We start from the raw sequence: 22,780 nt of genomic DNA on the forward strand, positions 1-22,780 counted from the left end.
ATTGGTCACCGCCAAGCGGGTGACTCACTCCTCCGGTTCGACCAGCAGCCGCGCGTAGTTGGCCATCGACCGCTGGTAGCGGGGCAGATGAGGGGCGAGGGCGCCGAGCACGAGGGAGAGGCCCTCGCGGTCGCGGCCCAGGCTGGACAGGCACAGGGCGAGACAGGCCCGTACGGCGTCGTCCAACTCGTCCGAGGGTCCGTCCAGTTCGGGGGTGAGGAGCTTGACGCCCTCCTCGGCCTGCCCGATGTTCCGCAGGGAGGACGCCAGCTGGATCCTGGTCCGGCGTCCCTTGTAACCGCTCAGCCCGCGCGCCAGCGCCTCGCGGTACAGCGGCGCCGCCTTGTCCGAGTGCCCGGTGGAGTCCCAGGCGCAGGCCTGCTCGAAGGGGGCCAGCGGACTGCCGTCGGGCAACTCGGCGACGAGCTTGTCGATCACGGCGCGGAACTCGGCCGCCCGCTCTTCGGGATACTCGTCGAAGGTCGCCCAGGCGGCGGTCACGCGGTCTTCCCAGTCTTGGTTCACCGGGTCACCCTCGCACACCCGTGCCCACTCCGGCACCGGATTTGAGCGCACCGCGGCCCGCAGCCGTATCCGAAGGGGCTGGGGCATGCTTGGCCCACCAGGACCGGAGGATCGGATGAGGTTGACGCGACTGATGATCGGCGCCGCTGCGGCACTGACCCTGGCGGGCTGTGGGTCGAGCGGTGACACGAAGGCGGTGCCGCCCACCGCCACGGGCAGTCTGGAGAGCCTGGCCGCCGAGGTGAAGTGCAAGCCGAACATGCAGACCGACGCCGACGAGATCCGCCAGGCCATCTGCAAGAACACCGACGGGCAGTTCATCCTCGCCACCTTCGCCACCGACCGCGGCCAGCGCGAGTGGATCAACGACGCCAAGGACTACGGCGGTTTCTACCTCGTCGGCCGCAAGTGGGTCGCCGTCGGCGACGACGGGGTCGTCAAGGCGCTGCGCGGCACGCTCGGCGGCGACGTCGAGGTGGGCGCGAACCACCACGCGCACAGCGGCTGACCTGTTCGGGGCGCAGGAAAGACGGGCGCAGGAAAGACGGGGCACAAGAAAAGCGGAGCACAAGAAAAGCGGGCGGTGGGAGATTCCCACCGCCCGCTTTCCCAGGGGGTTGTCACTACGTGGTCGCTACGCGCATCGCTGACCGTTGTTGATGCAGTTCGCGATCTTGTTCGCCAGGCCGCCGGTCGTGACGCTGATGAAGTCGTCGTGGTCGGTGGCCGGCTTGTGGAGCTGCTCCGGGAAGCCGTCCACCGCGTAGGCGTTCTTCACCTGGCCGTTCTGGACGGTCGGCGGGGTGATGTTGTACACCAGGCGCATCGTCAGCTGCGGGATCGCCTTGAAGCCGTTCCCGCAGACACCGCTCGCCGGGTCGGCGAAGGCCACGTGCGTGCGGTGGTTGGCGCTGTCGATGTTCTGGCCGTCCCAGCAGCTCTGGAAGGCGAACGTACGCACCACCTTGCTGCCCTGCGGGCAGATCGGGTATTGCGACGTCAGCTGCACCTTGTTCTCGAAGCCGGTGCAGCTCCAGTGCGCGTTGGCGTTGGCCAGACCGTTGGTGGTGGTCTTGGCGTCACCGGTGATGATGCGCAGGAACTGCGGCATCGCGACGACCTTGCTGGCCGGGCTGCCGACGTACTTGATCTGCGCCGACACCGGCGTCAGGATCTTGCCGACGTTGCCTTCCTTGCCACCGCCGTCCTTGTTCTGGTCGAAGTCCTGCGTGCCGTCCTGGACGCGGACCACCGGCCAGTAGTACGACGACAGGTCGTTCCGGTTCTGGCAGCTGGTGCCGCCCTGCAGGAACGTCTGGTTGCTGGAGAACGCGTTGACCTTCTGGTTGCCGACGTAGTCGTGCAGGTGGTGCGCGCCGTTGGCCACGCCGGGCGCCACGATCACGTTGTCGGTGTTGTGGTTCTTGTTCGCGTTCACACCGCAGCGGGTGGTGAAGGTGCCGGTCGAGGCGTTGTTGCCGCGCACCGGCTTGCCCTGGACGTTCGCGGCGACCTTCGTGATGTCCACGAAGTCGGCCGCGACCGGGCCGTTGCCGGCCTGCCCGCCGATGTTCTGCTGCTGCCCGCCGGCCTGCTGCTGACCACCGTTCTGCTGCTGGCCGCCGTTCTGCTGCTGGCCACCGGTGTTCTGCTGCTGCCCGCCGTTCTGCTGCTGACCACCGGCGGTGGTCTGGTTGGCGGTCTGCGTCGTACAGGCGGCGAGCTGCTTGAGCGAGTTGTCGAAGGAACCGCCGACCCGCTGGATGTCGATCCTGATCCGGTCGATCGTCGCGGCCCGCTTCTCCTTGAGGGGGCCGACGATCGCGTTCTGCACGAAGCTCGGATCGTTCGTCTGCGACTGCCGGGTGGAGGCGAGCCGGGAGTAGGCCTCGGTGATCTGCTTGTCGAGGTTCGCCAGCTCCATCGCCACGCCCTGGCGGGCCTGGTTCGGCACGTTCGTCAGCTTCTGGCCGACGTCAGGGCAGGAGATCGTCGCGACCTGCGCCGTCGCGGCCTTGGTCTGGTTGCCTCCCCACGACTGGTTGCTCGACTCGTGAGCCGAGGCGTAGAAGTTCGCCCAGATCAGCCCGCCCCCACCGAGCGCTAGGGCCGCCGATGCGGCTATGGCCTTGGTGGCCAGCGGCGTACGGCGTTTTCGTGTGTTGCGTCCCATGGAACTCCTCTGACTTCCTTGCGGGGCAGCATCGAGGCGCCCGACAGGAGTGAAGCGGCGTCCATCCATACGGACGCCGCCTCAGAGGTGTTCAGCCGTCTCACAAATTAGTCGGAGGATTACCCCGAACTCGAGGCTCAAATGCCCGCTGAGCAGCGGAAGTTGTATTTCGGATCAGCGGTCGCGGTCGAGGTGGGCGAGCACGGCCAGAACGCGGCGATTGTCGTCGTCCGACACCTCAAGGCCCAGTTTGCCGAAGATGTTGGAGGTGTGCTTGGCAATGGCCCGTTCCGTCACCACCAGTTGGGCCGCGATCGCCGCGTTCGACCGGCCCTGTGCCATCAGCTCCAGCACCTCCCGTTCCCGCGGGGTGAGGTTGCCGAGCGGCCGGTCGTCGGCCGCCCGCCGGGACAGCAGCTGCTGGATCACCTGCGGGTCCATCGCCGTACCGCCCGCGGCCACCCGTCGTACGGCGTCCACGAACTGGTCGGCGTCGAAGACCCGGTCCTTGAGCAGATAGCCCACCCCGCCGGTGCCGTCGGCGAGCAGCTCCCGCGCGTAGAGCTGCTCCACGTGCTGGGACAGGACCAGCACCGGCAGCCCGGGCCGCTCCTGCCGGGCCCGCAGCGCGCACTGCAGCCCCTCGTCGGTGTGCGTGGGCGGCAGGCGTACGTCGACCACGGCGACATCCGGCTCCAACTCGGCCAGTGCCCGGGTGAGTTCGGGCCCGGACTCGACGGCCGCCGCGATCTCGAAGCCGTAGGCCTCCAGCAGCCGGACCAGTCCGTCGCGCAGCAGGAAGAGGTCTTCGGCTAGGACAACACGCACGGGATCTCCATGGTCACCAGGGTGGGACCGCCCGCGGGGCTGCTGACGGCCAGGACGCCGTCGAATGTACCGAGCCGCCGCTCGACTCCGGCGAGCCCCGAGCCCGCCCCGATCACGGCACCGCCCCTGCCGTTGTCGGTGACCGTGATCCGCAGCGTGTCCCCGGCGTGGTGCAGGTCCACCCAGAGCCGGTCGGCACCGGAGTGCTTGACGGCGTTGGTGAGCAGCTCGCTGACCGCGAAGTAGGCGGCCGACTCGACGGGTGCCTCCGTGCGGCCGGACAGCTCCACGCTCACCTCGCTCGGCAGGGGCAGCCGCAGCGCCAAGGCGCGCACGGCGTCCCCGAGTCCACGCTCGGCCAGCACCGGCGGATGGATGCCGCGGACCAGGTCGCGCAGTTCCTCCAGGGCCTCCACCGAGTTCCGGCGGGCCTGGGAGAGGAGCTTCTTGGCCTGGGCAGGGTCCCTGTCCAGCAGCATCTCGATCGTGCCGAGGTCCATGCCCATCGCGACCAGCCGGGCCTGCGCCCCGTCGTGCAGGTCCCGCTCGATGCGGCGCAGCTCGGCGGCCGAGGTGTCCACGGCGTCGCGTCGCGTCTCGGTCAACACGCGTACGCGTTCGGCCAGTTGGCCCCGGTCGGCGCCTAGGACGGCCCGGGTCAGCTCGAAGTGGGCCGTCAGCAGGCGCGGGGTGAGGCGGTAGGCGGCGACCAGGAGGACCGCGGCGGTGGCGGCGGCGCCGAGCGCGGACGGCTGGTCGGTGACCGGCACGAAGCCGTACCAGTACGTCTCGTCCTTCGCGAGCACCCGCCACAGCCCGGCCGCCACCGCGAACCCCTCGAAGGGGTAGAAGAGCAGGACGGCCGGCAGCAGCGCCGTCACGAAGCCGGCCGTCATGTCCACCGGCAGCCACAGCACGTCCCGCCGGACCTGCGGGTCGCGCAGCAGGGCGAGGGTCCGCGTCCACGGGTTCGCGCCCGCGGGGACCGGCCGGTAGGCCGACGGGATCCGCACCCCGCACCACTCGGCCGCGAGTTCACGGCGCTTGTCCGCGAGGGCGCGCACCGCGGTCAGGATCGGCGGAGTCGTGACGATGCCGACGCCGATCGGGATGAGCGCGACGGAGACGAGGGTCAGGGCGAGAAGCAGCACCGAGAAGGGCAGCACGGCCACGGCCAGCGTGAGTCCCTGTACGGCGGCCAGCAGTACCTCTCGGGTCCGCGCACGGGCACGGCCACTCTTCGGTTCGGTGTTCATGCCGCAAGTCTCGCCGACCCTTCGGCCCCGGTCACTGGGCCGAAGGCCCATGTCAGGAGGTGGTGCCAGCTACACCACCGCCCGCCGCCAGCACCTTCGCCTCCACCTCCGGGGCCAGGCCCTTGGCCGTCCGGTCCGGGCGCTGCGGCGCGGTGCCGCCGATCTCCGTCAGCCACCGCCAGGTGTCCGCGACGGTCTCGCCGGCCGGCCGGCACGCAAGTCCCGTGGCCAGGGCGCGGGAGACGTCCGCGCGGTGCACCGCGTCGTACATCTCGCCGCCCGGCGGCACCCACACCGGCAGCTCGGTCCACGGCTCGATCCCGGCGTCCAGGATCACCTCCGGGTCGGTCCAGCGCAGTTCGGCGTTCGCGCCGGTGGCGTCGACGCACGCCCGCAGCAGCTCGCCCATCGTGGTGTGGCCCGGCGGGCTCACCAGGTTGTACGGCCCGCTCAGCTGCTGTTCCACCGCCCCGGTGAGCCAGTCGGCGAGGTCGCGCACGTCGATGTACTGCACCGGCAGATCGTGCGGCCCGGGTGCCAGGACCGGGCCGCCGCGGGCGATCCGGGTCAGCCACCAGGGGAGCCTGCCGACGTTCTCGTACGGGCCGAGGACCAGCCCGGCCCGCACCAGCAGCGAGCCCTCCGTGCCGAAGGCCTCGACGGCGGCCAGTTCACCGCCCCGTTTGTCGCGCGCGTAGTCGGTCGCCTCCGCGTCGGCGGCGGCGCCCTCGACCAGCGCAGTGTCCTCGTCGGCTCCCGGGGGCCAGGGCCAGGAGTACACCGACCGGCTGGAGACGTACACGTACCGTCCGGCACGGCCCCGCAGCAGCCGTGCCGCCTCCTGTACGGCGCGCGGCGCGGCGGACCAGGTGTCGACCACGGCGTCCCAGGTGTGGTCGTCCGCGGCGAGGGCGGCCAGGCCGTCGACGGCGGTGCGGTCGCCGTGCAGCGACCGCACCCCCTCGGGAGGCCGGTGCCGTCCCCGGTGGAAGACGGTCACCTCCCAGCCGCGCCCGAGCGCGGCCTCCACGACGGCCCGCCCCACGAACTCCGTACCGCCCAGCACGAGAAGTCTCATGCCGGGGAGCGTGCCCGGTACGGGCCGGGGACGGAAGGGCTGTCTGCCGTCGGCAGACAGCCAGGGTCAACGCCCGGTCGGCGGCGTGTACTTGTAGCCGACCCGGCGCACGGTCTGGATCGTCTGGCGGTGCTGGGTGCCCAGCTTGCGGCGCAGCCGGGCGACGTGGACGTCGACGGTGCGGCCGTCGCCGACGTGGCCGTACCCCCACACGGTGGTGACCAGCTGGTCGCGGGTGTGCACCCGGTGCGGGTGCGCCACCAGGTGTGCGAGCAGCTCGAACTCCAGGTAGGTGAGGTCGAGTTCGCGGCCGTCGACGCTCGCGGTGCGCTGCACGGGGTCGATCCGCACCAGCGGGTCGCCGTCGGCCTGCGCGACCGCCTCCGGCTGGTCCGGCACCGCGACCGGCAGGAACGGGGGCCGCTGGTCGGCCGGGACCAGCACCAGGTAGCCGACCATCGGCGGCTGGCCGGGCAGGGTGGGCAGGGTGTGCTGCGGCGCGGGCAGCCAGGTGGCGCCCGGCGGCAGGAAGTCCACCACGTCGTTCCCCAAGCTCTCAACTTCGTTCGAGCAGGGGAGACCCCAATCCTCGTCCCGGTCGACGGCCCGCAGCCGGTGCCGGGTGCCGCTCTGGACGGGGGCGGTGAGGGTGGCGGTGGAGAGAGAACGAGTGGTCGCCATGAGAGGTCAGCTCTTTCGCGCGAGGAGTTCGTCGGTCAGGACGACGGCCGCGATTCGTGGTCGGGCGCGCCGGGGGACGTACGTCGTTTCGCGCTGGCCGAAGGCCGGGGTGTACGGCTTTAGAGGGCCCGCGCGTTCGTCGCGCGGCAACACACCCGGTCGAAGTCGTGGTGCTGACGGGAAGGCCAGAACGGCTCGAGGTCGTGGCGACCCGTCGCGGTGTACTTCTGGAAGCTGGCCATGCGCCCATTGAAGCAGACGAGTGCGCCGGGCAGGAGTCTCCTCTCACTGCTTGGACGCTTCCTTGGTGTGAAGTTGACGCTGCGTACCCCACCTGCCGATTTGCCGTCTCGCTCCTTGGACAGGGGATACGCGAAAGGGGCGCCCGCCGTCACGGCGGGCGCCCCTTTCGGAGTCCGGGATCAGACCTGGCCGGCCTTCTCCAGGGCGGAGCAGCAGGTGTCCACCAGGAGGCGGGTCACCACGTACGGGTCGACGTTGGCGTTCGGGCGGCGGTCCTCGATGTAGCCCTTGCCGTCCTTCTCGACCTGCCACGGGATGCGGACCGAGGCACCGCGGTTGGAGACGCCGTAGGAGTACTCGTTCCACGGGGCGGTCTCGTGCAGACCCGTCAGACGGTCGTCGATGCCGGCGCCGTAGTTCTTGACGTGGTCGAGGGGCTTGGAGCCCTCGCCGAGCGACTCGCAGGCGGTGATGATCGCGTCGTAGCCCTCGCGCATCGCCTTGGTGGAGAAGTTGGTGTGCGCGCCCGCGCCGTTCCAGTCGCCCTTGACCGGCTTGGGGTCGAGGGTGGCGGAGATGCCGAAGTCCTCGGCGGTGCGGTAGAGCAGCCAGCGGGCCACCCACAGCTGGTCGGAGACCTCCAGCGGGGACAGCGGGCCGACCTGGAACTCCCACTGGCCGGGCATGACCTCGGCGTTGATGCCGGACAGGCCCAGGCCCGCCTTCAGGCAGTTGTCCAGGTGGGCCTCGACGATCTCGCGGCCGAAGATCTCGTCGGCGCCGACACCGCAGTAGTAGCCGCCCTGGGGGGCCGGGAAGCCGCCCTCGGGGAAGCCCAGCGGGCGGGCGCCGTCGAAGAAGGTGTACTCCTGCTCGATGCCGAAGATGGGCTCCTGCGCGGCGAACTTCTCCGCGACCTCGGCCAGCGCGGCACGCGTGTTGGAGGAGTGCGGGGTGAAGTCGATGTCCAGGACCTCGCACAGGACGAGGATGTCGTCGCCGCCGCGGATCGGGTCCGGGCAGGTGAAGACCGGCTTGAGCACGCGGTCCGAGGAGTGCCCCTCGGCCTGGTTGGTGGAGGACCCGTCGAAGCCCCAGATCGGCAGCGCGTCGAGACCGGCGGGGGAACCCGTGATGATCTTCGTCTTCGAACGCAGCTTGGCCGTCGGCTCGGTGCCGTCGATCCAGATGTACTCAGCCTTGAAGGTCACGGGGCCACATCCTTCGGGGGTGGGTGCGGGTGCACTCGGGGGTGCTTGCGGCGCTGCGGCACTGGGGCGCCGCGTCGATCTGCCGGGCAGCCTGTCAACAGGCGATTTCCCGGTCGTTGCTCTCGTGTGAACCCCGTGTTACCTGGTGGTTCTGTGTCCCGGCTCACGTTGTGAGGGCCGGACCCGCGGGGTATGGGCGCTCACGCGCGGCCCTCGGCGGCGGCCTCCCGAACTCCCCCCAGGAATCCCCGGATCGCCGCCAGCTGCCGCTCGTCGTACCCGCGCAGCAGCTCCAGCGACCGCTCGATCAGCGGACCGAAGAACGCCTGGCCCAGCTCGACCGCGCGCTCCTCCACCTCCACCACGACCCGCCGCCGGTCCCGCTCCCCGCGCACCCGCCGCACCTGCCCGGCGCGCTCCAGCCGGTCCACGAGCGCGGTGGTCCCGGCCGAGTTGAGCCCCAGCTCGGCCCCGAGCCGCCCGGCGGTCATCTCCTCGCCCGCGCGCCGCGCGTCCATGAGCGCGATCAGGGCGCGTACGTCCGTGGGATGCATACCGTTCTGGTTCGCGAACCGGGCGCTGTGCAGGCCGAGTTCGACGGCGACGGCCCGCAGCAGGTGGACGGTCTCCATCTCGGGTGCCGCGTCGGGGCGGGGCGGGGTCGGCATACGGATCCTCCGGCGTACCATCTCGCTCAACGAGTATCTTGCTGAGCGAGATAATAGGGGGTTCTTCCATGCCGAGGACGAGCGCGTACGACGCCGATGCCTTCCGGGTTGCGTACGACAAGGTGCTGGCGAAATGGCCGGCGGACCGCCAAGCGCTCACCGTCGCCACGCCCTTCGGTGACACCCGGGTCAACGTCTGCGGCCCGCGCGAGGCGCCGCCGCTGCTCCTGCTGCCGGGCGGCGGCGCCGCGACCTCCGCGTCCTGGTACGCCCAGGCCGCCGACCTGGCCCGCGTCCGGCGCGTCTACGCCCCCGACCTGATCGGCGCCCCCGGCCTGAGCACCCCGGCCACCGACCGCCACCCCCGTACGGTCGCCGACCTGGCTTCCTGGCTGGACGCCCTGCTGGACGGCCTCGGCGTGACGTCGGCCGACGTGGGCGGGCACTCGTACGGTGCCTGGATCGCCCTGCATCACGCCCTGCGCACACCCGCTCGGGTACGCCGCCTGTTCCTCCTCGATCCGACCCTGTGCTTCGCCGGATACAAGGCGGCGTACCTGCTCCACGCCCTGCCCATGCTGCTGCGGCCCGCACCCCGCCGGGTCCGCGCGTTCCTGGAGTGGGAGACCGGGGGAGCGTCCCTCGACCCCGAGTGGCTGTTCCTCCAGGAGGCGTCCGCGGGCTTCCCGTCCGCGAAGCCGGTGACGGGCCCCCGCCCGGCACCGGACGCGCTGCGCGCCCTGGAGGTGCCGGTCCTGCTGCTCGTGGCAGCGAACAGCAGGACCCATGACCCCACCACGGTGACGAGCCGGGCCGCGGCGACGCTGCCACACGTGGAGACCGTCGTACTGCCCGGTGTCTCCCACCACGCGCTGCCGCAGGCAGCCTCGCCCGGCCTGGCCCGTCACCTCACCGATTTCCTGTCCGGTGGCTGAACCTCACCCCACCTTCTCGATCACCGCGCGGCGGATGAGGAACTTGCCCGGCTCCCGGACCTGTTCGAAGGCCGCGTTGTTCAGCAGCACACAGCTGCCGGAGACCGAGGTGACCTTCACCGTCGTGGACTTGTTGTTGTCCAGGTTGGTGACCTTCAGGGTCGTGCCCGCCGGGAACTGGTTGCTGGACGCGGCCGGGGCACCGCCCTCGCCGGAGAGCGTGACGGTGGAGCCCTTGCACACCTGCTGACCGGAGGCCGCGGCAGCGCCACCGCCGTTGTTCCCGGCGTTGCCGGCCTGCTGGTTGCCCTGCTGACCGGCGTTGCCCTGCTGGCCCGCGTTGCCCTGCTGGCCGGCATTGCCTTGCTGACCGGCGTTGCCCTGCTGACCGGCATTGCCCTGAGCCGCCTGGGAGCCCTGAGCCGACTCCCCAACGGTGCATCCGGCAGCCTTCTGCTGGACCTCGATCTGTTTGATGACCGCCTCGCGGTTGGCGATCCGGGCCGCCGACTGCGCGTCCGGCTTCGCCTTCTGGGCCGCGATGAACTTGTCGTTGTTGCCGTGGGCCGTGGCCAGCCCCTGGCATACGGTCGAGTCCCCGGCGGACAGCGTCTTGGCGTTCTGCGGGCTCTGTGCGGCGTTCGAGGTGGACGCCAGTGCGAAGGCCCCGCCGCCCGCCACCGCTGCGGCGCTGACGAGCAGCGCGATCTTCTTCTTCGTGCCGAGAGTTCTCCTGCGCGACATCCGCGCCTCCTGAAGAGGTAGGGGAGCGTACGCCGCTATGTACGAGATCCCGAACGAGGTTACTCAGCGGTTGCAGAAGTTTGCCGAAGTAACCTGCATCACAGGGGAGTTGAGCTTCGCTCAGCTCTTGTTCCGGGAGATCGCCTCTTGTACGGCCTCTTCGGTACGGGCGACCAGGGCGGTTCCGTCGTCGGCCGTGATGATCGGGCGCTGGATGAGCTTGGGGTGCTCGGCGAGGGCCGTGATCCACCGGTCCCGCGAGGTCTCGTCGCGCGCCCACTCCTTGAGCCCCAGCTCCTTGGCCGCGGCCTCCTGGGTGCGGGTGATGTCCCACGGTTCGAGCCCGAGCCGGTCGAGTACGGCCCTGATCTCGTCCTCGCCGGGCACGTCCTCCAGGTAACGGCGGACGGTGTAGTCGGCTCCCTCGGCGTCGAGAAGGCTGAGCGCGCTACGGCACTTCGAGCAGGCCGGATTGATCCAGATTTCCATGCGGCCCACGGTACGCGAACCCGGTTCCCCACCTGCGGAGCGAACGGTCCGCTCAGCCGAGGACGAGCGGAAGCCTCGCCGCGAGGTCGCCCAGCGCGGCCTTCTCCGCCTCGGTCGGCGCGCGGCGTCCGGTGCCGATCAGCAGCGCGTCCCGGTCGGAGAGCGAGGTGGGGAACGGGGTCCCGCCGATCTTCTCCAGCGACGCGCGTGCCGCCGCGAGGGACTCGGCGGGCGGCTCGGCGGCCGACGGCAGATGCGCGATCAGATCGAGGTGGTGCAGGGTCCACTCGAGCACGTACGCGGACAGGTAGTCGCCGACGGTCAGCACCTTGTCCTGGGTGCTGACGCGGGCGGCGGGATCGGCGAGTTCGGCGGCGCGGCCCGCGGCGGAGCCGACGTCGGCCAGGTGGAACTTGAGCCACCGCGGCTCGCCGTACGCGGCGGCCAGCCGCGGGATCAGCGCGTCGAGCGGGTCCTCGCCGGTCGGGAGCTCGGCGAGGAGGTCCCAGTAGGTGACCGCGTCCACGGTCGGTTCGCCGTCTGCGGGCGTGACCAACGTGATCAGGACGTCCTGGGCGTCGATGACCAGATGGCACACCAGGTCCCGCACGAGCCAGCCGGCACAGCCGGACGGTCGGTCGAAGTCCTCGTCCGGCGTCTCCGCGACCGCCGTGCGCAACGCCGTCCACGAGCGTGAGAAGAGGTCCACCGCGGCACGGTATCGCGGACCGCTCCGGCCATCGGTCTGTTCGAATTTCCACCGTCTCACGCGCACCTCCCGAACCTGCGGTGACGCGATCGCAATTTCCTTGCTGACCTGGACCTTTGACGGACCCTCTGGACTCCCTCATTGTCAGTGCCCGGCAGTAAACTGGAGGCAGTGTTCGAGGGAATCGCCGGAGCCTTCCGGCGCTGCCCTGACCCGCGACAGGAGGATGCCTGTGCCCGCTGCCGCCCTGAAGACCAAGCCGTTGCCGACCCAGTCCACCGCCAAGCGTTCCGTCGAGCTCGACTCGCCCTACGTGCCGATGCAGAAGCGTGCCCTGCCGGCCGGGCGGCCGCGCGAGTGGTACGTCACGCACAACCGGCGCCTGAAGGCCATGCGCCTGGCCATAGCCCTGCTCGACCTGGGGATCTACCTGCCCGACCAGGCGCGCAACGACACGATCCGCAGCACAGCGGAGACGATCGGCGTGCACCCGCCGTCGGACACGACGTGCCACATGGTGCGGGCGTTCATGCGGTACTCGCGCTGAGCCGTGGTGCCGGGTGCCCCGCGCGTCCGCGCGGGGCACCCGGCACCTCACGCCGACAACTCCCGCTCCAGGGGCGTCCGGAAGCGCGGAGTCACCTTCGTCGTCCCCACCCACGCCCGCAACCGCTCCGCCTCCGCCGCGACCGCCGCCTCGGCCTCCCGGCGGACGGCCGGGTCGGGGATGCGCCAGACGATCTCCCCGTCCGCCCGCTGGGCCCAGCCGCCCACCACCCTGCCGTCCCACCACACCGTCGGGCCCACGTTGCCGCTGCGGTCGAAGAGAAGGGGGCGCAGGTCCGGGGCGAGGTACCAGTCCCGCTGCTGCCAGGCCATGGCCGTCGGGTCCAGACCCGGGAGCAGGGCCGCCCAGGATTCCCCGGGGGCCGAGGACGGCTCCGTGTCGCCGTCGGCGACGTAACCCGTGCCCTCGTCCAGGGAGACCTCCTGTGCGCCGATCGCGGACAGGGCACGGCGGACCTCGGTGACCCGCCAGCCCGTCCACCACTTCAGGTCCGCCTCCGTAGCCGGGCCGCAGACCCACAGCCAGCGCTCCAGCAGGTCCGCCTGGGCCCGCGCCGGATCCAGTTCGGGATGCTCGGGCGCCGGCGCCCAGCGGAACTGACCGGACGTCCAGGAGCCGAGCGGGCGGCCGCGGACCACCTTGCCCTCGACGCCGAGCACACGCAGCAGGCGGGAGGAGACCGTGTGGACGCCCTCGTAGCTCTTCCCGGCCGCGTACACGAACTGCTCGCGCAGGCGCGGCTCGTCCGCCGTCAGCTCCGCCGCCGTCGCCTGGCCGCGCCGGGCCAGCGCGGCCAGCGCGGACGCCTCGACCTCGGCCAGCCAGTCCGCGTCCGGGGCGCCCGCCCTGGCCATGTCCTTGAGCAGTGAGGCCCGTTCGCGGGCGGCCACCGTCAGACCCGTCGACGCGTGGACGACGGCCGTCAGCCCGGTCGGGAACACGAACACCGTGTGCCGCATGCCGTGCATCCGGACCAGCGTGCGGTCCTCGTACAGCGCCCGCTCCGTCTCCGGCACCGCCTTCGCCGGGTCGGCGAGCCGCGCCGCCACTGTCAGGTACACCGTCGCCGGGTCCGTGCCGTGCAGCGCCACCAGCGATTCGGCGACCTCCTCGGGCCGCGCCGCCCGCGCCGGGCCCGCAAGACGGTGCCGCAGGGCGAGCCGGGCCCGCCGCTCCGCCACGCCGATGTGCCGCCGTCCGTCACCCATGCCGACCTCCCCGTCGCTCACCATGCCTTGCCCGCATCGTCGCCGACGCCACTGACAGTCGACTCCGTCACCCGATCGCCGTACCCGGCATGCGCACGCCCACCCCCACGCCCTTCACTGCGAACAGGAGGTGACGGGAAGGGCGAGGCCCCTGCAGAGAGAGGCTGCCGAATGAACATCCCCGAGGACCGTTTCCGGCGCGATACCCCCGAGGACCGGGCCCGGCGCGGCAAAGAGGCCCGAAAGCACGCCCCCCGTTCCGCGCACGCCCTCTGGCTCCCGTCTGCCGACCGGCGTGACCCCGTCGCCGTACTGGAGCGGCAGGGCCGGGACCGGCTGCCGGAGCTGCTGCCGATCCGGTACGGGCGGATGGCCGGCTCGCCGCTGGCCTTCCTGCGCGGCGCCGCCGCGGTGATGACCGCCGACCTCGCCGGCCAGCCGCACACCGGGCTCACCGTGCAGCTGTGCGGCGACGCCCACCTGCTCAACTTCGGGCTCTACGCCTCCCCGGAACGCAGCCTGCTCTTCGACCTCAACGACTTCGACGAGACCCACCCCGGGCCCTTCGAGTGGGACGTCAAACGACTCGCGGCCAGTGTGGCCGTGGCGGCCCGGGAGAACGGGCACACGAAGGCCGGCGAACGGGCCGCGGCCCGGGCGGCCGCCGCCGGGTACCGCACCGCGATACGCCGCATGGCCGGACTCGGCGAACTGGCCGTCTGGTACGAGCAGGTCGACGCCGAGAGCCTGCTGCCGCTCGTCCGCTCCGCCCGCCGCCGGCGCCGTCTGGAGTCCACCCTCACCCGGGCCCGCCGCCGTACCAGCCTCCAGGCGCTGGGCAGCCTGACCGAGGTGGTCGACGGGCGGCGCCGGATCATCCACGACCCGCCGCTCCTGGAACCCGCAGGCGCGCCGGACATGGCCTCCCTGCGCAAGATCTTCTGCGACTACCGCTCCACCCTCGCCGAGGAGCGCCGCCACCTCCTCGACCGCTACCGCTTCGTCGACGCCGCCCGCAAGGTCGTCGGCGTCGGCAGCGTCGGCATGCGCTGCTTCATCGTGCTGCTCGCCGGGCGCGACGCCGACGACCCGCTGTTCCTCCAGATCAAGGAGGCGCGGGCCTCGGTGCTCGAGGAGCATCTGCCGAGCGGGCCGTACGTCCATCCCGGGCACCGGGTGGTCGCCGGGCAGCGGCTGCTGCAGTCCGCCACCGACATCTTCCTCGGCTGGATGAGCGGGCCGCAGGGCCGCTCCTTCTACTGGCGCCAGCTGCGCGACATGAAGGGCTCCGCCGAGGTCGCCGGCCTGGACCCGGCCGGCCTGCTCGCCTACGCCCGCCTCTGCGGCACCACCATGGCCCGCGCCCACGCCCGCTCCGGCGACCGCATCGCCATCGCCGCCTACCTCGGCAGCGCCGACACGTTCGACCACGCCGTCGCCGACTTCGCCGTGTCCTACGCCGACCGGACCGCCGCCGACCACGCCACCCTCGGCGCGGCCATCGCGGCGGGGGTGGTGCCGGCCGAGCCGGGGGTGTGACCGGCCGCTCAGCCGTACCGCTCCAGCAGCCCGCGCACATACGCCTCCAGCCGCCCGCCCAGCACCTCCGGCGTCAGATCCGTGCGCCCCAGTTCACGCCACGGTCCGGCCAGCTTCCGCGCGTCGGGGGAGTAGGCCAGGGCGTCCAGCAGCCGCCAGTACAGGTGGTCGGGCCCGTCCGCGAGCCCGGCGCCGCCCCGCTCCTCGTACCGGTCCCGGAAGGCGAGACCGTACGCCGGGCCGTGCAGCAGGGCCAGGGCCGTCGAGCAGTGGGCGACGTCGAGGTCGGCGGGCCCCCACGAGGTCTCCACCCAGTCGACGACCCCGCTGATCCGCAGTCCGTCCCCGGCGCCCGTGAAGAGCACGTTCCCGGGGTGGTAGTCCCGGTGCAGGAAGCGCCCCTCGTACGGCGGCGGGTCGCGGCGGAGCACGTCCACCGCCCGCTCCCATGTCCGGCCTCCCGGGGTGCGGACCTGGTCGGGCGAGGTCCAGGCCTGGTACGGGCGCGGACGCTCCCGCGGTACGACCGTGTGGATCCGCACCAGCTGGGCGGCGAGCAGGTCCAGACGCCGGTCCAGGGACTCCGGGTCCTCCTCGTCCACCCGCACCAGACCCGGCACCCGGGTCATCAACAGCGAGGGGTGGTCGCAGTGTTCGCCGGTGGCGTCCACGGCGACAAGCGCCGGGGCCGGGATGCCCTCCTGCCCTGCCAGCAGGCCGAGAACACCCGCCTCCCGGGACAGCAGGCCCGGGGCGTGCCGCCGGAAGAAGGGCTTCACGAACGTGCGCAGCACCAGCTCCTCCCCGTCGTCGAGGGTGAGCCCGCGCAGCTGCGAGGACCAACCCCCGTGGAGCGGGCGGGAGCCGGCGACGGTACGGCCCTGCGGAAGCCGTTCGGCGACCCACCGCCGCGTCGCCGCCCAGCCCTGCTCCTCGAGCCCGCCCAGCAGGGCCGCGACGAACTCCCGCCGGTCCTCGGCGTGGTCGCGGAACCACAGCCCCAACCGGTGCTCGGCGTCCGGGAGTTCGAAGCGGGTGTACTGGGCACGCGCCGCCAGCGCGTCCTGGACGGCCTCCGTCACCTCCGGCGGGATCACCGCGTCCGTGCCCGGTACCGCGAGCACCGCCCGGCCCTCGTACGCCCGCAGGGCCGTGAGAGCGGGGGAGTTCCGCCAGCTGCCGGGCGCACGGATGATCTCGCTGAACCTGCCGGCGCCGTTCCCGAAGGGCACGTCATGAGCCTCCGGCGCGTACACGGCGGGCGCGCACAGGCCCACGGCGGCCACCCGCGGGCCGTAGTGCCGTACGAGGTCCGCGACCGTCTGCCCGCTCATGCTGAACCCCACCAGGACCAGCGGGTCGTCCGCCGGAGCGTGCGCGTCGAGCACCGCCACGGCCTGCTCGAACCGTCGGCTCAGGCTCAACTCCGCGAGTGCGCCCGTGCTTTCGCCGTGCCCCGAGAAGTCGAAGGCCAGGGCGCGGCAGCCGTGCGCGGCGGCCTCGGAGAGCAGCGGCAGCAGCCGCTCCTTGCTGCCGTTGCCCGCGCCGTGCAGAAGGACGACGGTGGCCCGTCCGGGACGGCCGCCGAGGAGGCCGCTGAGGCGTTCGCCGTCGTACTCGTGTGTGAAGGAGATCGGCTCGCTCATGACGCCCATTCACTCACGGAAATCGGGATGCACTCCGAGTGACCGCGTCCCTACGCTGAATTCACGCCGATCACACACTCACGCGAACGGAGGACCGTCATGGGCACCATCGTCCTGTCCGGGACCGCCGTCCTGGTGATCCTCGGATTCGGAAACCACACCTGGTGGCTCGCAGCCGTCGCCGTGCTCTTCCTGTACGTGCGGTACGGGCGGGGCGAAACCCCGCCCGCCGGGGGAGGACAGCCGGGCGCGCCCACCACTTACCAGGCCTACCGCGAGCGCCGGGACCGTCAGGCCAGGTGGGAGCGCCGCTACCGGCGCGAGCGGCCCTTCGAGGCCCGGCGTCAGGAACGCGAGAAGAGCAGGTGAGCAGCGGAGCCCCCGGTCACAGGCCGGGGGCTCCCCACACCGGGAACCAGCGGCTCAGGTCCTGCTCGATCCTGAGGTCGGTCGCCAGCACGGCCTTCACCTGCAACTCCAGCGCCCCGTCCCGCCGTTCGGCGGCGCCGGGCAGGGGCGCGAAGGGGTAGAACGTGCCGCGCTTGTAGAGGTAGACGAGGGCCAGGCGCCGTTCCCGCTCGTCCTGGAACGCGGCGAGGGAGCACAGCAGCTGCGGCCCGAAGCCGTTGACCTCCATCGAGCTGTTCACCGCGTGCAGGTCGTTGACCAGCTGGGGCAGCTGGTCGGGGGTCCGCCGGGAGACCAGCCAGGAGTAGCCGTAGCCGTCCTGGGTGAGTTCCACCGGAGGGCCTCCTCCACTCTCGGCTTCGCTCGAGCGGGGGGACCCCCACCGCTCCGCGTCCGCCTCGAGCAGCGCCTGGACCTCCCGGTGGGTCTGTTCGAAGGCCGCGCCCTCGACCGTGGCGAAGCACACCGCGCCGTCTCCGGTCGGTGTGAACCCGGCCGCGGCCTGGAGCGTCACGGCCGCCGACGGCAGCGCGAAGAGCTGGTCGAGGTCGGGCGCGACGGGCTTCGTGCGCCCGAGCAGGATGTCCAGCAGCCCCAAGGTTCAGCCCGCCTTCCGCAGCTGTCTCAAGTTTTCAGCCCGCCGTTCCGGGAGCGGCCGCCTCACCCAGCTCCGCGGAGATCCGCCCGAGCTGCTCCAGCCGCTGTTCCAGGGTCGGGTGGGTGGAGAAGAAGCGCTCGATGCCGGGCTCCTTGCCCGTCGCCGGGGTGAAGTAGAAGGCGTTGAAGGCCTGGGCCGTGCGCAGGTCCTCGGTCGGGATCCGGGCGATGTCCCCGGAGACCTTGGTGAGCGCCGACGCCAGCGCCGAGGGCCGGCCGGTCAGCAGCGCGGCCGCCCGGTCCGCCGCCAGTTCCCGGTACCGGGACAGGGCCCGGATCAGCAGGAAGCTGATCGCGTACACGGCCGCCGAGACCCCCATCACGGCCGCGAACACGACGGCGGTGTTCTGGTCCCTGCGGCCGCCGAAGAGCTGCGAGTAGAAGGCGAACCGGACGATCAGTCCCGCGATCACCCCGAGGAAGGACGCGATCGTGATCACGGCGACGTCCTTGTGCGCCACGTGCGACAGCTCGTGCGCGAGCACGCCCTCCAGCTCGGCGGGCTCCAGCCGCCGCAGCAGCCCCGTGGTCACACAGACCACGGCGTGGTCGGGATTGCGCCCGGTCGCGAACGCGTTCGGCATGTCCATGTTGGAGACGGCGACCACCGGCTTCGGCATGTCCGCGATCGCGCACAGCCGGTCGACCACCGCATGCAGCTCGGGATACTCCTCGCGCTCCACGACCTGCCCGTGCATGGCGTACATCGCGATCCGGTCGGAGAACCAGAACTGCGCCACGAACATCGCCCCGACCAGGACCACGACCAGCAGCCAGGACTTCAGCAACACGATCAACGCGGCGACGAAGGCCACGTACAGCAGCCCGAGCAGGAACATCGTGACCGTCATCCGCACGGTCAGACGCCGATCGCTCCGGAAGCGGCTCTGCATCTTGCATCACCCCGCAGTCAGGCACTCGTCCCGATGTCCAGTGTGCACCTGCGGAATCCCATAAGGAGGTCGCGAGCAGACCTAGGGGCAGCAAAGGCTTCCTGTGAGTCAGGAGGCCTCGGCCAGGGTGGGCGCGGGCCCGGCCGAGCAGCTCCGCGACCTCGGCGTCCGCGCCCCACGGCCGGGTCCGCCGCACGGCCGGTTCGGCCCGTGTGCGCAGCCGCTCGTCCGCGTCACCGAGCAGCGCCACGGCCGCCCGCAGCCGTACGACGCCTCCGTGCGCGTCCAGCAACCGGTACGCCGACACCCGTACCCAGCGCGGCCGCCCCGCCGCCGGCCGCTCCGCCAGCCACGACTCGGGCGGGCGGCAGTCCGGCCGACGGGAGAGGAGCGAGGGTGGCCTCGCCGACGACCCCGGGCGCCGGATCGTCCGGCAGCCGCCGTCTCCGCGGCAGGTCCGTCACGTCCAGCGTGCGCAGCCCGGCCACCGCCCTGGTCCGCACGCCGGGCACCGGGTGGTCCGGCAGCGGCCACAGCAGGGCGGCGTCCGCGCGGGTCCCGCACTCCGCGAGCCCGATCGCGGCGCCCGGCGGCAGCGCGGGGTCACCGGGGTCGGCGCACCGGTCCCGGTACCAGGGCGGCGGATCGGTCCCGTACTGCCGTACGGCATACCGGGCACAGGCCCGCACCAGCACGGACCGGTCCGTCAGGAACCCGATGGCCTGCTCGGGCCGCTCCAGACGCCGCAGCGCGGTCACCCCGGCGGACCGGGCCCGGCGACCCGCCCCGGCACCCAGCGCCCAGCGCCCGGTGCCGGATCCGGCCGTCCCGGTGGCACAGGGCGAGCGCGAGCTGCCCCTCGGTGAGCGGGCCGTCGGCGCGCAGGGCGGCCGTCGGCGAACGCCCGCCGGCCGTTTCCCCGGGCGGGGACGACGTACGGCGGGAAGTACCACTCGTCCGCCCGCACCTGCTCGTCCAGCCACAGCCAGGCGCTCGGGTCGCTCGTGTCGATCACGTCCCGCAGCACCGAGCCCTCGGCCGGCCGTTGCGCGGCCCGGGTCCCCTCCCGGATCCCCTGAACTCCCCGTGCCTCTAGTAGGGAGAACGCATCTGCGCGTACCCGAGCAGCACTATGACCGCGGCCACGCAGCCCAGCACCACGACCGTCGACACCCACGACGACCGCCGCGGCCCCACCGGGTCCGGGTCGGCGCGGAACGGCGCCGGGTCCGGCGGGTTCTCCTTCCAGCGGGCGGCGAGCATCCGGGCCCGTGCGGAGGGCTCCTTGTGCTCGGCAGAGTTCGCCCATCTGTGATCGAACTCGCGCTCCCAGTCGTTCTGTTCGGTCATCCCCGTTCAACCTCTCTCGTCGGACAGAACCAGGAGGATGATCCCCCGAGATTAGGAAGCATGGGAAGCGGCAAAGGTTGCCCGGGATGCTGGCTGGTCGCCGGGCGGCTAGCATTTTCGGTGAGAGCCGCACCGCAGGGTGTCCGACGTCGTCTGCCCTGCTACTTCCACTGTCGTGCGGCACCCCCTACCCGCGCCGGACTCTTCACTCCCTGGTCGCGGCCATCCGTCTCGTGCCCGGAAAGCCGCACGAGGGGTTGGAAGGAAGGTGGATCCATGAATGCACATCGTGCGAGGCGTCTCGCCGCAGCATCCGCCGTCGGCGTCCTGATGATCGGCGGAGCCGCGATCAGCACGGCAGGTACCGCGTCGGCAGCCACCCCGACCCAGGTGTCCACCAACCGTGGCTGCTTCAACAACGACTGGAGGGGCGGCTGCTTCGACCGCAACGGCTTCTTCGGCTTCAACAACGGCTTCGGCTTCAACAACGGGTTCAACACTCCCGTCGTGGTGGTCGTCGTGAGCTGACGGCCGTGGCCGGAAGGACACGGGTCGTAAACAACGGTCGAGGGCCGCCACCGGGGAACGCTCCCGGTGGCGGCCCTCACACGCTGTGGGCGGTGTCGACCACACGTCGAAGAAGTGGGTCACCCACCGTCTGCCCCGCCATGAGGCGCCCCCGGTAGGCCGTTGAACCGGTCGGCGAGGATCATCGCCACATCGTCCGCCAGGTCGCCGCCGGTGTGGCGGGTCAACCCCTGGTGCAGTTGCTCCAGGAATTCCGGTGGGCTGGGGCCGACGCCTATCCCCTCCATGGCCTCCGGCAGTGCGAAGAATTCGCCGTCGAGGTTGCGGGCCTCGATCACGCCGTCGGTGTACAACAACAGACGGTCACCGGGGATGAACGCATAGCTTTCAGGCTTCTCGGGGAGGCCGGCGATGAGGTCTTCGAGGCCAAGAGGCGGCGACGGCAAGCTCGGCATCAGCGGCGTAGCCCTGCCCTGGTGCAGCAGCAGCGGTGGTGGATGTCCGCGGTTGACCAGCTGCACCACGGGTTGGTCCGGCACCTGCGCGATGAGCGCCGTGGTGAACCCTTCCAGCAGAACCTCCTGACCATACGCACCCGGCACGGAGACTTCCCGTCGCAGCGCAGCCGCGCAGCGGTTCATGACCTCCGCCAGGTCCTCCTCATAGTGCACGGCTTCCCGGAACGCGCCCAGCGCCACCGCGACGGCTCGCACCGCGGACAGTCCCTTGCCGCGGACGTCCCCGACGATCATCCGGACGCCGAACCGCGTCTGCACGGCCTCGTACAGATCACCGCCCACCCGTGCCCCGGTCCCGGCCGCAAGGCACAGGCTGCCGGCCCGCAGTGGGCCCAGGCGCGCGGGCACGGGCCGCAGCACGACATCCTGGGCAGCCACGGCGATGCGGCGGATCTGGTCGAGCTCTCTCTGCCTGCGCTCCTGCATGGCGCGGCTGGTGATGAAGCCGGCCACGGAGACCAAGGCCAAGGCCAGGAAGTTGCTGTAGACCTGCAGGGTGCCCCATGCCCCGTTATAGGTCGCGGTGGTCACGCTGATCGCCAGTGCGAGGGCCGCCGCCGCGGTGGTGCCCTTGGGCCCCAACGTCACTGCCGCCAGCGCCGGGACCGCGGTGAGAAAGGGGCCGGTATAGATGAAGTGCGCAGGCGTGAGCTCGATGGCCAGCACGGCAAGTGCGATCAGATAGGGCACACACTGCATCAGCGTGAAGAGGACCCGGTGATGACCGCCTGCTCTTGGCACCGGGGGTGAGCGCAAGAGCGACTTCATGCACCAAGCCTGCCTCGCTGGAACCTACGGCTCCACCCGGCCAGCCGCCCCGGGCAGCCCGGAGACCGGCCCGGCCCATTTACAGCGGTCGCAGCCGTCAGTTCCCGCTCAGCCATTCGTTCGCGACGACGGCCACCTGGTCGTCACGACCGGCGACTTGCCGACCCGCCCGGGCCACACCCGGGGCAGCGGTGCCCGGGACCAGGTGTCCGGAAGAGCGAGGCCATCCCTTACAGTTCCGTTCACCCGCCGGACGCCTACCCGGGCGACAGGCCTCTTTTCCCTGAGGGAACTCATGCGCAGACTCGCCATCGGTGCCGCTTCGTCCGGCGCGCTGGCACTCATCGCCCTCACCGTTCCGGTCGCTCACGCGGACACGGTGGTGGGCGACACCGACGTTTCGAACGTGGTGGTGAACGGTGGCAAGGACGTCGCCGTCGGCACGACGAACAAGGTGACCTTCAAGGTCACGTTCACGGCCTCCGACCCGGCCGGCATAGCCTCCGGGCAGACGTACCTGTACCACGGCACCTGGAGCGACCCCGACGCTTTCTGGACCCAGGACTCACCAAGCGAGACCACGTGCACGTCGGGGACCAAGGTCACCTGCACGTCGACGTACACCGTCGTCCCCGAGTACGACCTGCACTACAACGCCTTCGCGGGCACCTGGCACTTCGGCGCGTACGCGAAGGCCAAGGACGGCGACTCGGCGAAGCGGACGAATCTCGGCACCTTCCACGTGCAGCGCTACTCCAAGCTCACGGTCAACGCCTCGCCCGAGCCGGTCGCCAAGGGTCGGACGATCACCGTCACGGGCAAGCTGACCAGGGCGAACTGGGAGGACCACCTGTATCACGGGTACACCGGACAGTCGGTCAAGCTGCAGTTCCGCAAGGCCGGCAGCAGCACGTACAGCACCGTCAAGACCCTGAACACGGACGGCAGCGGCAATGTGAGGACCACGGTCACCGCCTCCACCGACGGCTACTGGCGCTACTACTTCACGGGCACGAGCACCACACCCGCCGCCAAGGCCACGGGTGACTTCGTCGACGTGAAGTAACGAGGGGTCTCGCCCGCGGTCTCCAAGCAACGCAACAGGGCGCGCTGCCGTGAGACCTGGAGCGAAAAGCCGTCGGCCGGCTCTCCCGTGC

26 protein-coding genes are annotated in these 22,780 nt (G+C 71.4%); 7 read left to right on the top strand and 19 right to left on the bottom strand.

Translation table 11 applies throughout. From position 1 onward, the window contains the following. Positions 1-24: 24 nt before the first annotated feature. Positions 25-543: a tetratricopeptide repeat protein gene (locus tag ACIF83_RS30175; protein WP_393466994.1), complete on the bottom strand. Its 519-nt coding sequence runs from the start codon at positions 541-543 to the stop codon at positions 25-27. Between the two features lie 97 nt (positions 544-640). Between ACIF83_RS30175 and ACIF83_RS30180 the strand changes: the two genes are divergently transcribed. Further along, entirely contained in the window at positions 641-1,033 is a 393-nt protein-coding gene (locus ACIF83_RS30180; RefSeq protein ID WP_393466043.1) for a hypothetical protein, read from the top strand. A 126-nt stretch (positions 1,034-1,159) separates the two neighbouring features. Here the strand turns inward: ACIF83_RS30180 and ACIF83_RS30185 are convergent, their stop codons facing one another. From ACIF83_RS30185 to ACIF83_RS30220, 8 genes are all read right to left on the bottom strand, one after another. After that, positions 1,160-2,698: a DUF1996 domain-containing protein gene (locus ACIF83_RS30185; RefSeq protein WP_398137226.1), complete on the bottom strand. Its 1,539-nt coding sequence runs from the start codon at positions 2,696-2,698 to the stop codon at positions 1,160-1,162. 174 nt (positions 2,699-2,872) lie between these two features. After that, positions 2,873-3,526 carry a LuxR C-terminal-related transcriptional regulator gene (locus ACIF83_RS30190; protein WP_399731582.1) on the bottom strand — a complete coding sequence of 218 codons (654 nt, stop codon included), beginning with the start codon at positions 3,524-3,526 and terminating at the stop codon, positions 2,873-2,875. Next, the gene (locus ACIF83_RS30195; RefSeq protein ID WP_399731585.1) at positions 3,511-4,782 is read right to left on the bottom strand and encodes a sensor histidine kinase; all 1,272 of its coding nucleotides are present in this window, start codon (positions 4,780-4,782) and stop codon (positions 3,511-3,513) included. Before ACIF83_RS30195 ends, ACIF83_RS30190 begins: the two co-directional genes overlap by 16 nt. Positions 4,783-4,834: 52 nt before the next feature. Beyond that, the gene (locus ACIF83_RS30200; RefSeq protein ID WP_399731588.1) at positions 4,835-5,860 is read right to left on the bottom strand and encodes an SDR family oxidoreductase; all 1,026 of its coding nucleotides are present in this window, start codon (positions 5,858-5,860) and stop codon (positions 4,835-4,837) included. Between the two features lie 66 nt (positions 5,861-5,926). After that, positions 5,927-6,541: a winged helix-turn-helix domain-containing protein gene (locus ACIF83_RS30205; RefSeq protein ID WP_399731591.1), complete on the bottom strand. Its 615-nt coding sequence runs from the start codon at positions 6,539-6,541 to the stop codon at positions 5,927-5,929. A 119-nt stretch (positions 6,542-6,660) separates the two neighbouring features. Next, complete coding sequence (locus ACIF83_RS30210) at positions 6,661-6,783, bottom strand: hypothetical protein (protein ID WP_399731594.1); 123 nt, start codon at positions 6,781-6,783, stop codon at positions 6,661-6,663. A gap of 180 nt (positions 6,784-6,963) precedes the next feature. Further along, a complete protein-coding gene (gene glnII / locus ACIF83_RS30215) occupies positions 6,964-7,995 on the bottom strand; it encodes a glutamine synthetase (RefSeq protein WP_393466058.1) in 1,032 nt (343 codons plus the stop codon). Positions 7,996-8,195: 200 nt separating this feature from the next. Continuing rightward, positions 8,196-8,663: a MarR family transcriptional regulator gene (locus ACIF83_RS30220; protein WP_398137222.1), complete on the bottom strand. Its 468-nt coding sequence runs from the start codon at positions 8,661-8,663 to the stop codon at positions 8,196-8,198. 68 nt (positions 8,664-8,731) lie between these two features. On the opposite strand from ACIF83_RS30220, the gene ACIF83_RS30225 reads away from it, so the two are divergent. Beyond that, positions 8,732-9,598, top strand: coding sequence for an alpha/beta fold hydrolase (locus ACIF83_RS30225; RefSeq protein WP_399731598.1), 867 nt, complete (start codon positions 8,732-8,734; stop codon positions 9,596-9,598). A gap of 3 nt (positions 9,599-9,601) precedes the next feature. Here ACIF83_RS30225 and ACIF83_RS30230 read toward each other — a convergent pair whose 3' ends face one another. From ACIF83_RS30230 to ACIF83_RS30240, 3 genes are all read right to left on the bottom strand, one after another. Beyond that, entirely contained in the window at positions 9,602-10,342 is a 741-nt protein-coding gene (locus ACIF83_RS30230) for a hypothetical protein (RefSeq protein WP_399731601.1), read from the bottom strand. 120 nt (positions 10,343-10,462) lie between these two features. Then, entirely contained in the window at positions 10,463-10,831 is a 369-nt protein-coding gene (locus ACIF83_RS30235) for an arsenate reductase family protein (protein ID WP_398137220.1), read from the bottom strand. 52 nt (positions 10,832-10,883) lie between these two features. After that, positions 10,884-11,540 (bottom strand): maleylpyruvate isomerase N-terminal domain-containing protein, encoded by a 657-nt coding sequence (locus ACIF83_RS30240; protein WP_399731604.1) that lies wholly within the window; start codon positions 11,538-11,540, stop codon positions 10,884-10,886. A 232-nt stretch (positions 11,541-11,772) separates the two neighbouring features. Here ACIF83_RS30240 and ACIF83_RS30245 point away from each other — a divergent pair, with 232 nt between their 5' ends. After that, complete coding sequence (locus ACIF83_RS30245; RefSeq protein WP_393466073.1) at positions 11,773-12,087, top strand: hypothetical protein; 315 nt, start codon at positions 11,773-11,775, stop codon at positions 12,085-12,087. Positions 12,088-12,134: 47 nt separating this feature from the next. Here ACIF83_RS30245 and ACIF83_RS30250 read toward each other — a convergent pair whose 3' ends face one another. Beyond that, a complete protein-coding gene (locus ACIF83_RS30250; RefSeq protein ID WP_399731607.1) occupies positions 12,135-13,316 on the bottom strand; it encodes a winged helix DNA-binding domain-containing protein in 1,182 nt (393 codons plus the stop codon). 171 nt (positions 13,317-13,487) lie between these two features. Here ACIF83_RS30250 and ACIF83_RS30255 point away from each other — a divergent pair, with 171 nt between their 5' ends. After that, positions 13,488-14,855, top strand: coding sequence for a DUF2252 domain-containing protein (locus ACIF83_RS30255; protein ID WP_399731610.1), 1,368 nt, complete (start codon positions 13,488-13,490; stop codon positions 14,853-14,855). An 8-nt stretch (positions 14,856-14,863) separates the two neighbouring features. Here the strand turns inward: ACIF83_RS30255 and ACIF83_RS30260 are convergent, their stop codons facing one another. Then, entirely contained in the window at positions 14,864-16,501 is a 1,638-nt protein-coding gene (locus tag ACIF83_RS30260; RefSeq protein WP_393466080.1) for an alpha/beta fold hydrolase, read from the bottom strand. A gap of 99 nt (positions 16,502-16,600) precedes the next feature. Here ACIF83_RS30260 and ACIF83_RS30265 point away from each other — a divergent pair, with 99 nt between their 5' ends. After that, positions 16,601-16,870 (top strand): hypothetical protein, encoded by a 270-nt coding sequence (locus ACIF83_RS30265; RefSeq protein WP_399731613.1) that lies wholly within the window; start codon positions 16,601-16,603, stop codon positions 16,868-16,870. Positions 16,871-16,886: 16 nt separating this feature from the next. Here ACIF83_RS30265 and ACIF83_RS30270 read toward each other — a convergent pair whose 3' ends face one another. The 4 genes from ACIF83_RS30270 to ACIF83_RS30285 all read right to left on the bottom strand — a co-directional run bounded on the left by ACIF83_RS30270 (position 16,887) and on the right by ACIF83_RS30285 (position 19,809). After that, positions 16,887-17,507 carry a hypothetical protein gene (locus ACIF83_RS30270; protein WP_393466085.1) on the bottom strand — a complete coding sequence of 207 codons (621 nt, stop codon included), beginning with the start codon at positions 17,505-17,507 and terminating at the stop codon, positions 16,887-16,889. Positions 17,508-17,541: 34 nt separating this feature from the next. Then, positions 17,542-18,459 carry a zinc metalloprotease HtpX gene (gene htpX / locus ACIF83_RS30275; RefSeq protein ID WP_393466088.1) on the bottom strand — a complete coding sequence of 306 codons (918 nt, stop codon included), beginning with the start codon at positions 18,457-18,459 and terminating at the stop codon, positions 17,542-17,544. Positions 18,460-18,692: 233 nt separating this feature from the next. Continuing rightward, entirely contained in the window at positions 18,693-19,217 is a 525-nt protein-coding gene (locus ACIF83_RS30280) for a hypothetical protein (protein ID WP_399731617.1), read from the bottom strand. Positions 19,218-19,551: 334 nt separating this feature from the next. Continuing rightward, positions 19,552-19,809, bottom strand: coding sequence for a hypothetical protein (locus tag ACIF83_RS30285; RefSeq protein ID WP_393466094.1), 258 nt, complete (start codon positions 19,807-19,809; stop codon positions 19,552-19,554). 276 nt (positions 19,810-20,085) lie between these two features. On the opposite strand from ACIF83_RS30285, the gene ACIF83_RS30290 reads away from it, so the two are divergent. Next, a complete protein-coding gene (locus ACIF83_RS30290) occupies positions 20,086-20,337 on the top strand; it encodes a hypothetical protein (RefSeq protein WP_393466096.1) in 252 nt (83 codons plus the stop codon). Positions 20,338-20,456: 119 nt separating this feature from the next. Here ACIF83_RS30290 and ACIF83_RS30295 read toward each other — a convergent pair whose 3' ends face one another. Then, positions 20,457-21,623, bottom strand: coding sequence for a PP2C family protein-serine/threonine phosphatase (locus ACIF83_RS30295; protein WP_399731621.1), 1,167 nt, complete (start codon positions 21,621-21,623; stop codon positions 20,457-20,459). Between the two features lie 295 nt (positions 21,624-21,918). On the opposite strand from ACIF83_RS30295, the gene ACIF83_RS30300 reads away from it, so the two are divergent. After that, positions 21,919-22,689, top strand: a complete 771-nt coding sequence (locus ACIF83_RS30300) for a calcium-binding protein (protein WP_393466102.1) — start codon at positions 21,919-21,921, stop codon at positions 22,687-22,689. The last annotated feature ends 91 nt before the right edge of the window (positions 22,690-22,780 follow it).

This window comes from Streptomyces sp. NPDC085866 (assembly GCF_044541035.1).
GTDB lineage: Bacteria > Actinomycetota > Actinomycetes > Streptomycetales > Streptomycetaceae > Streptomyces.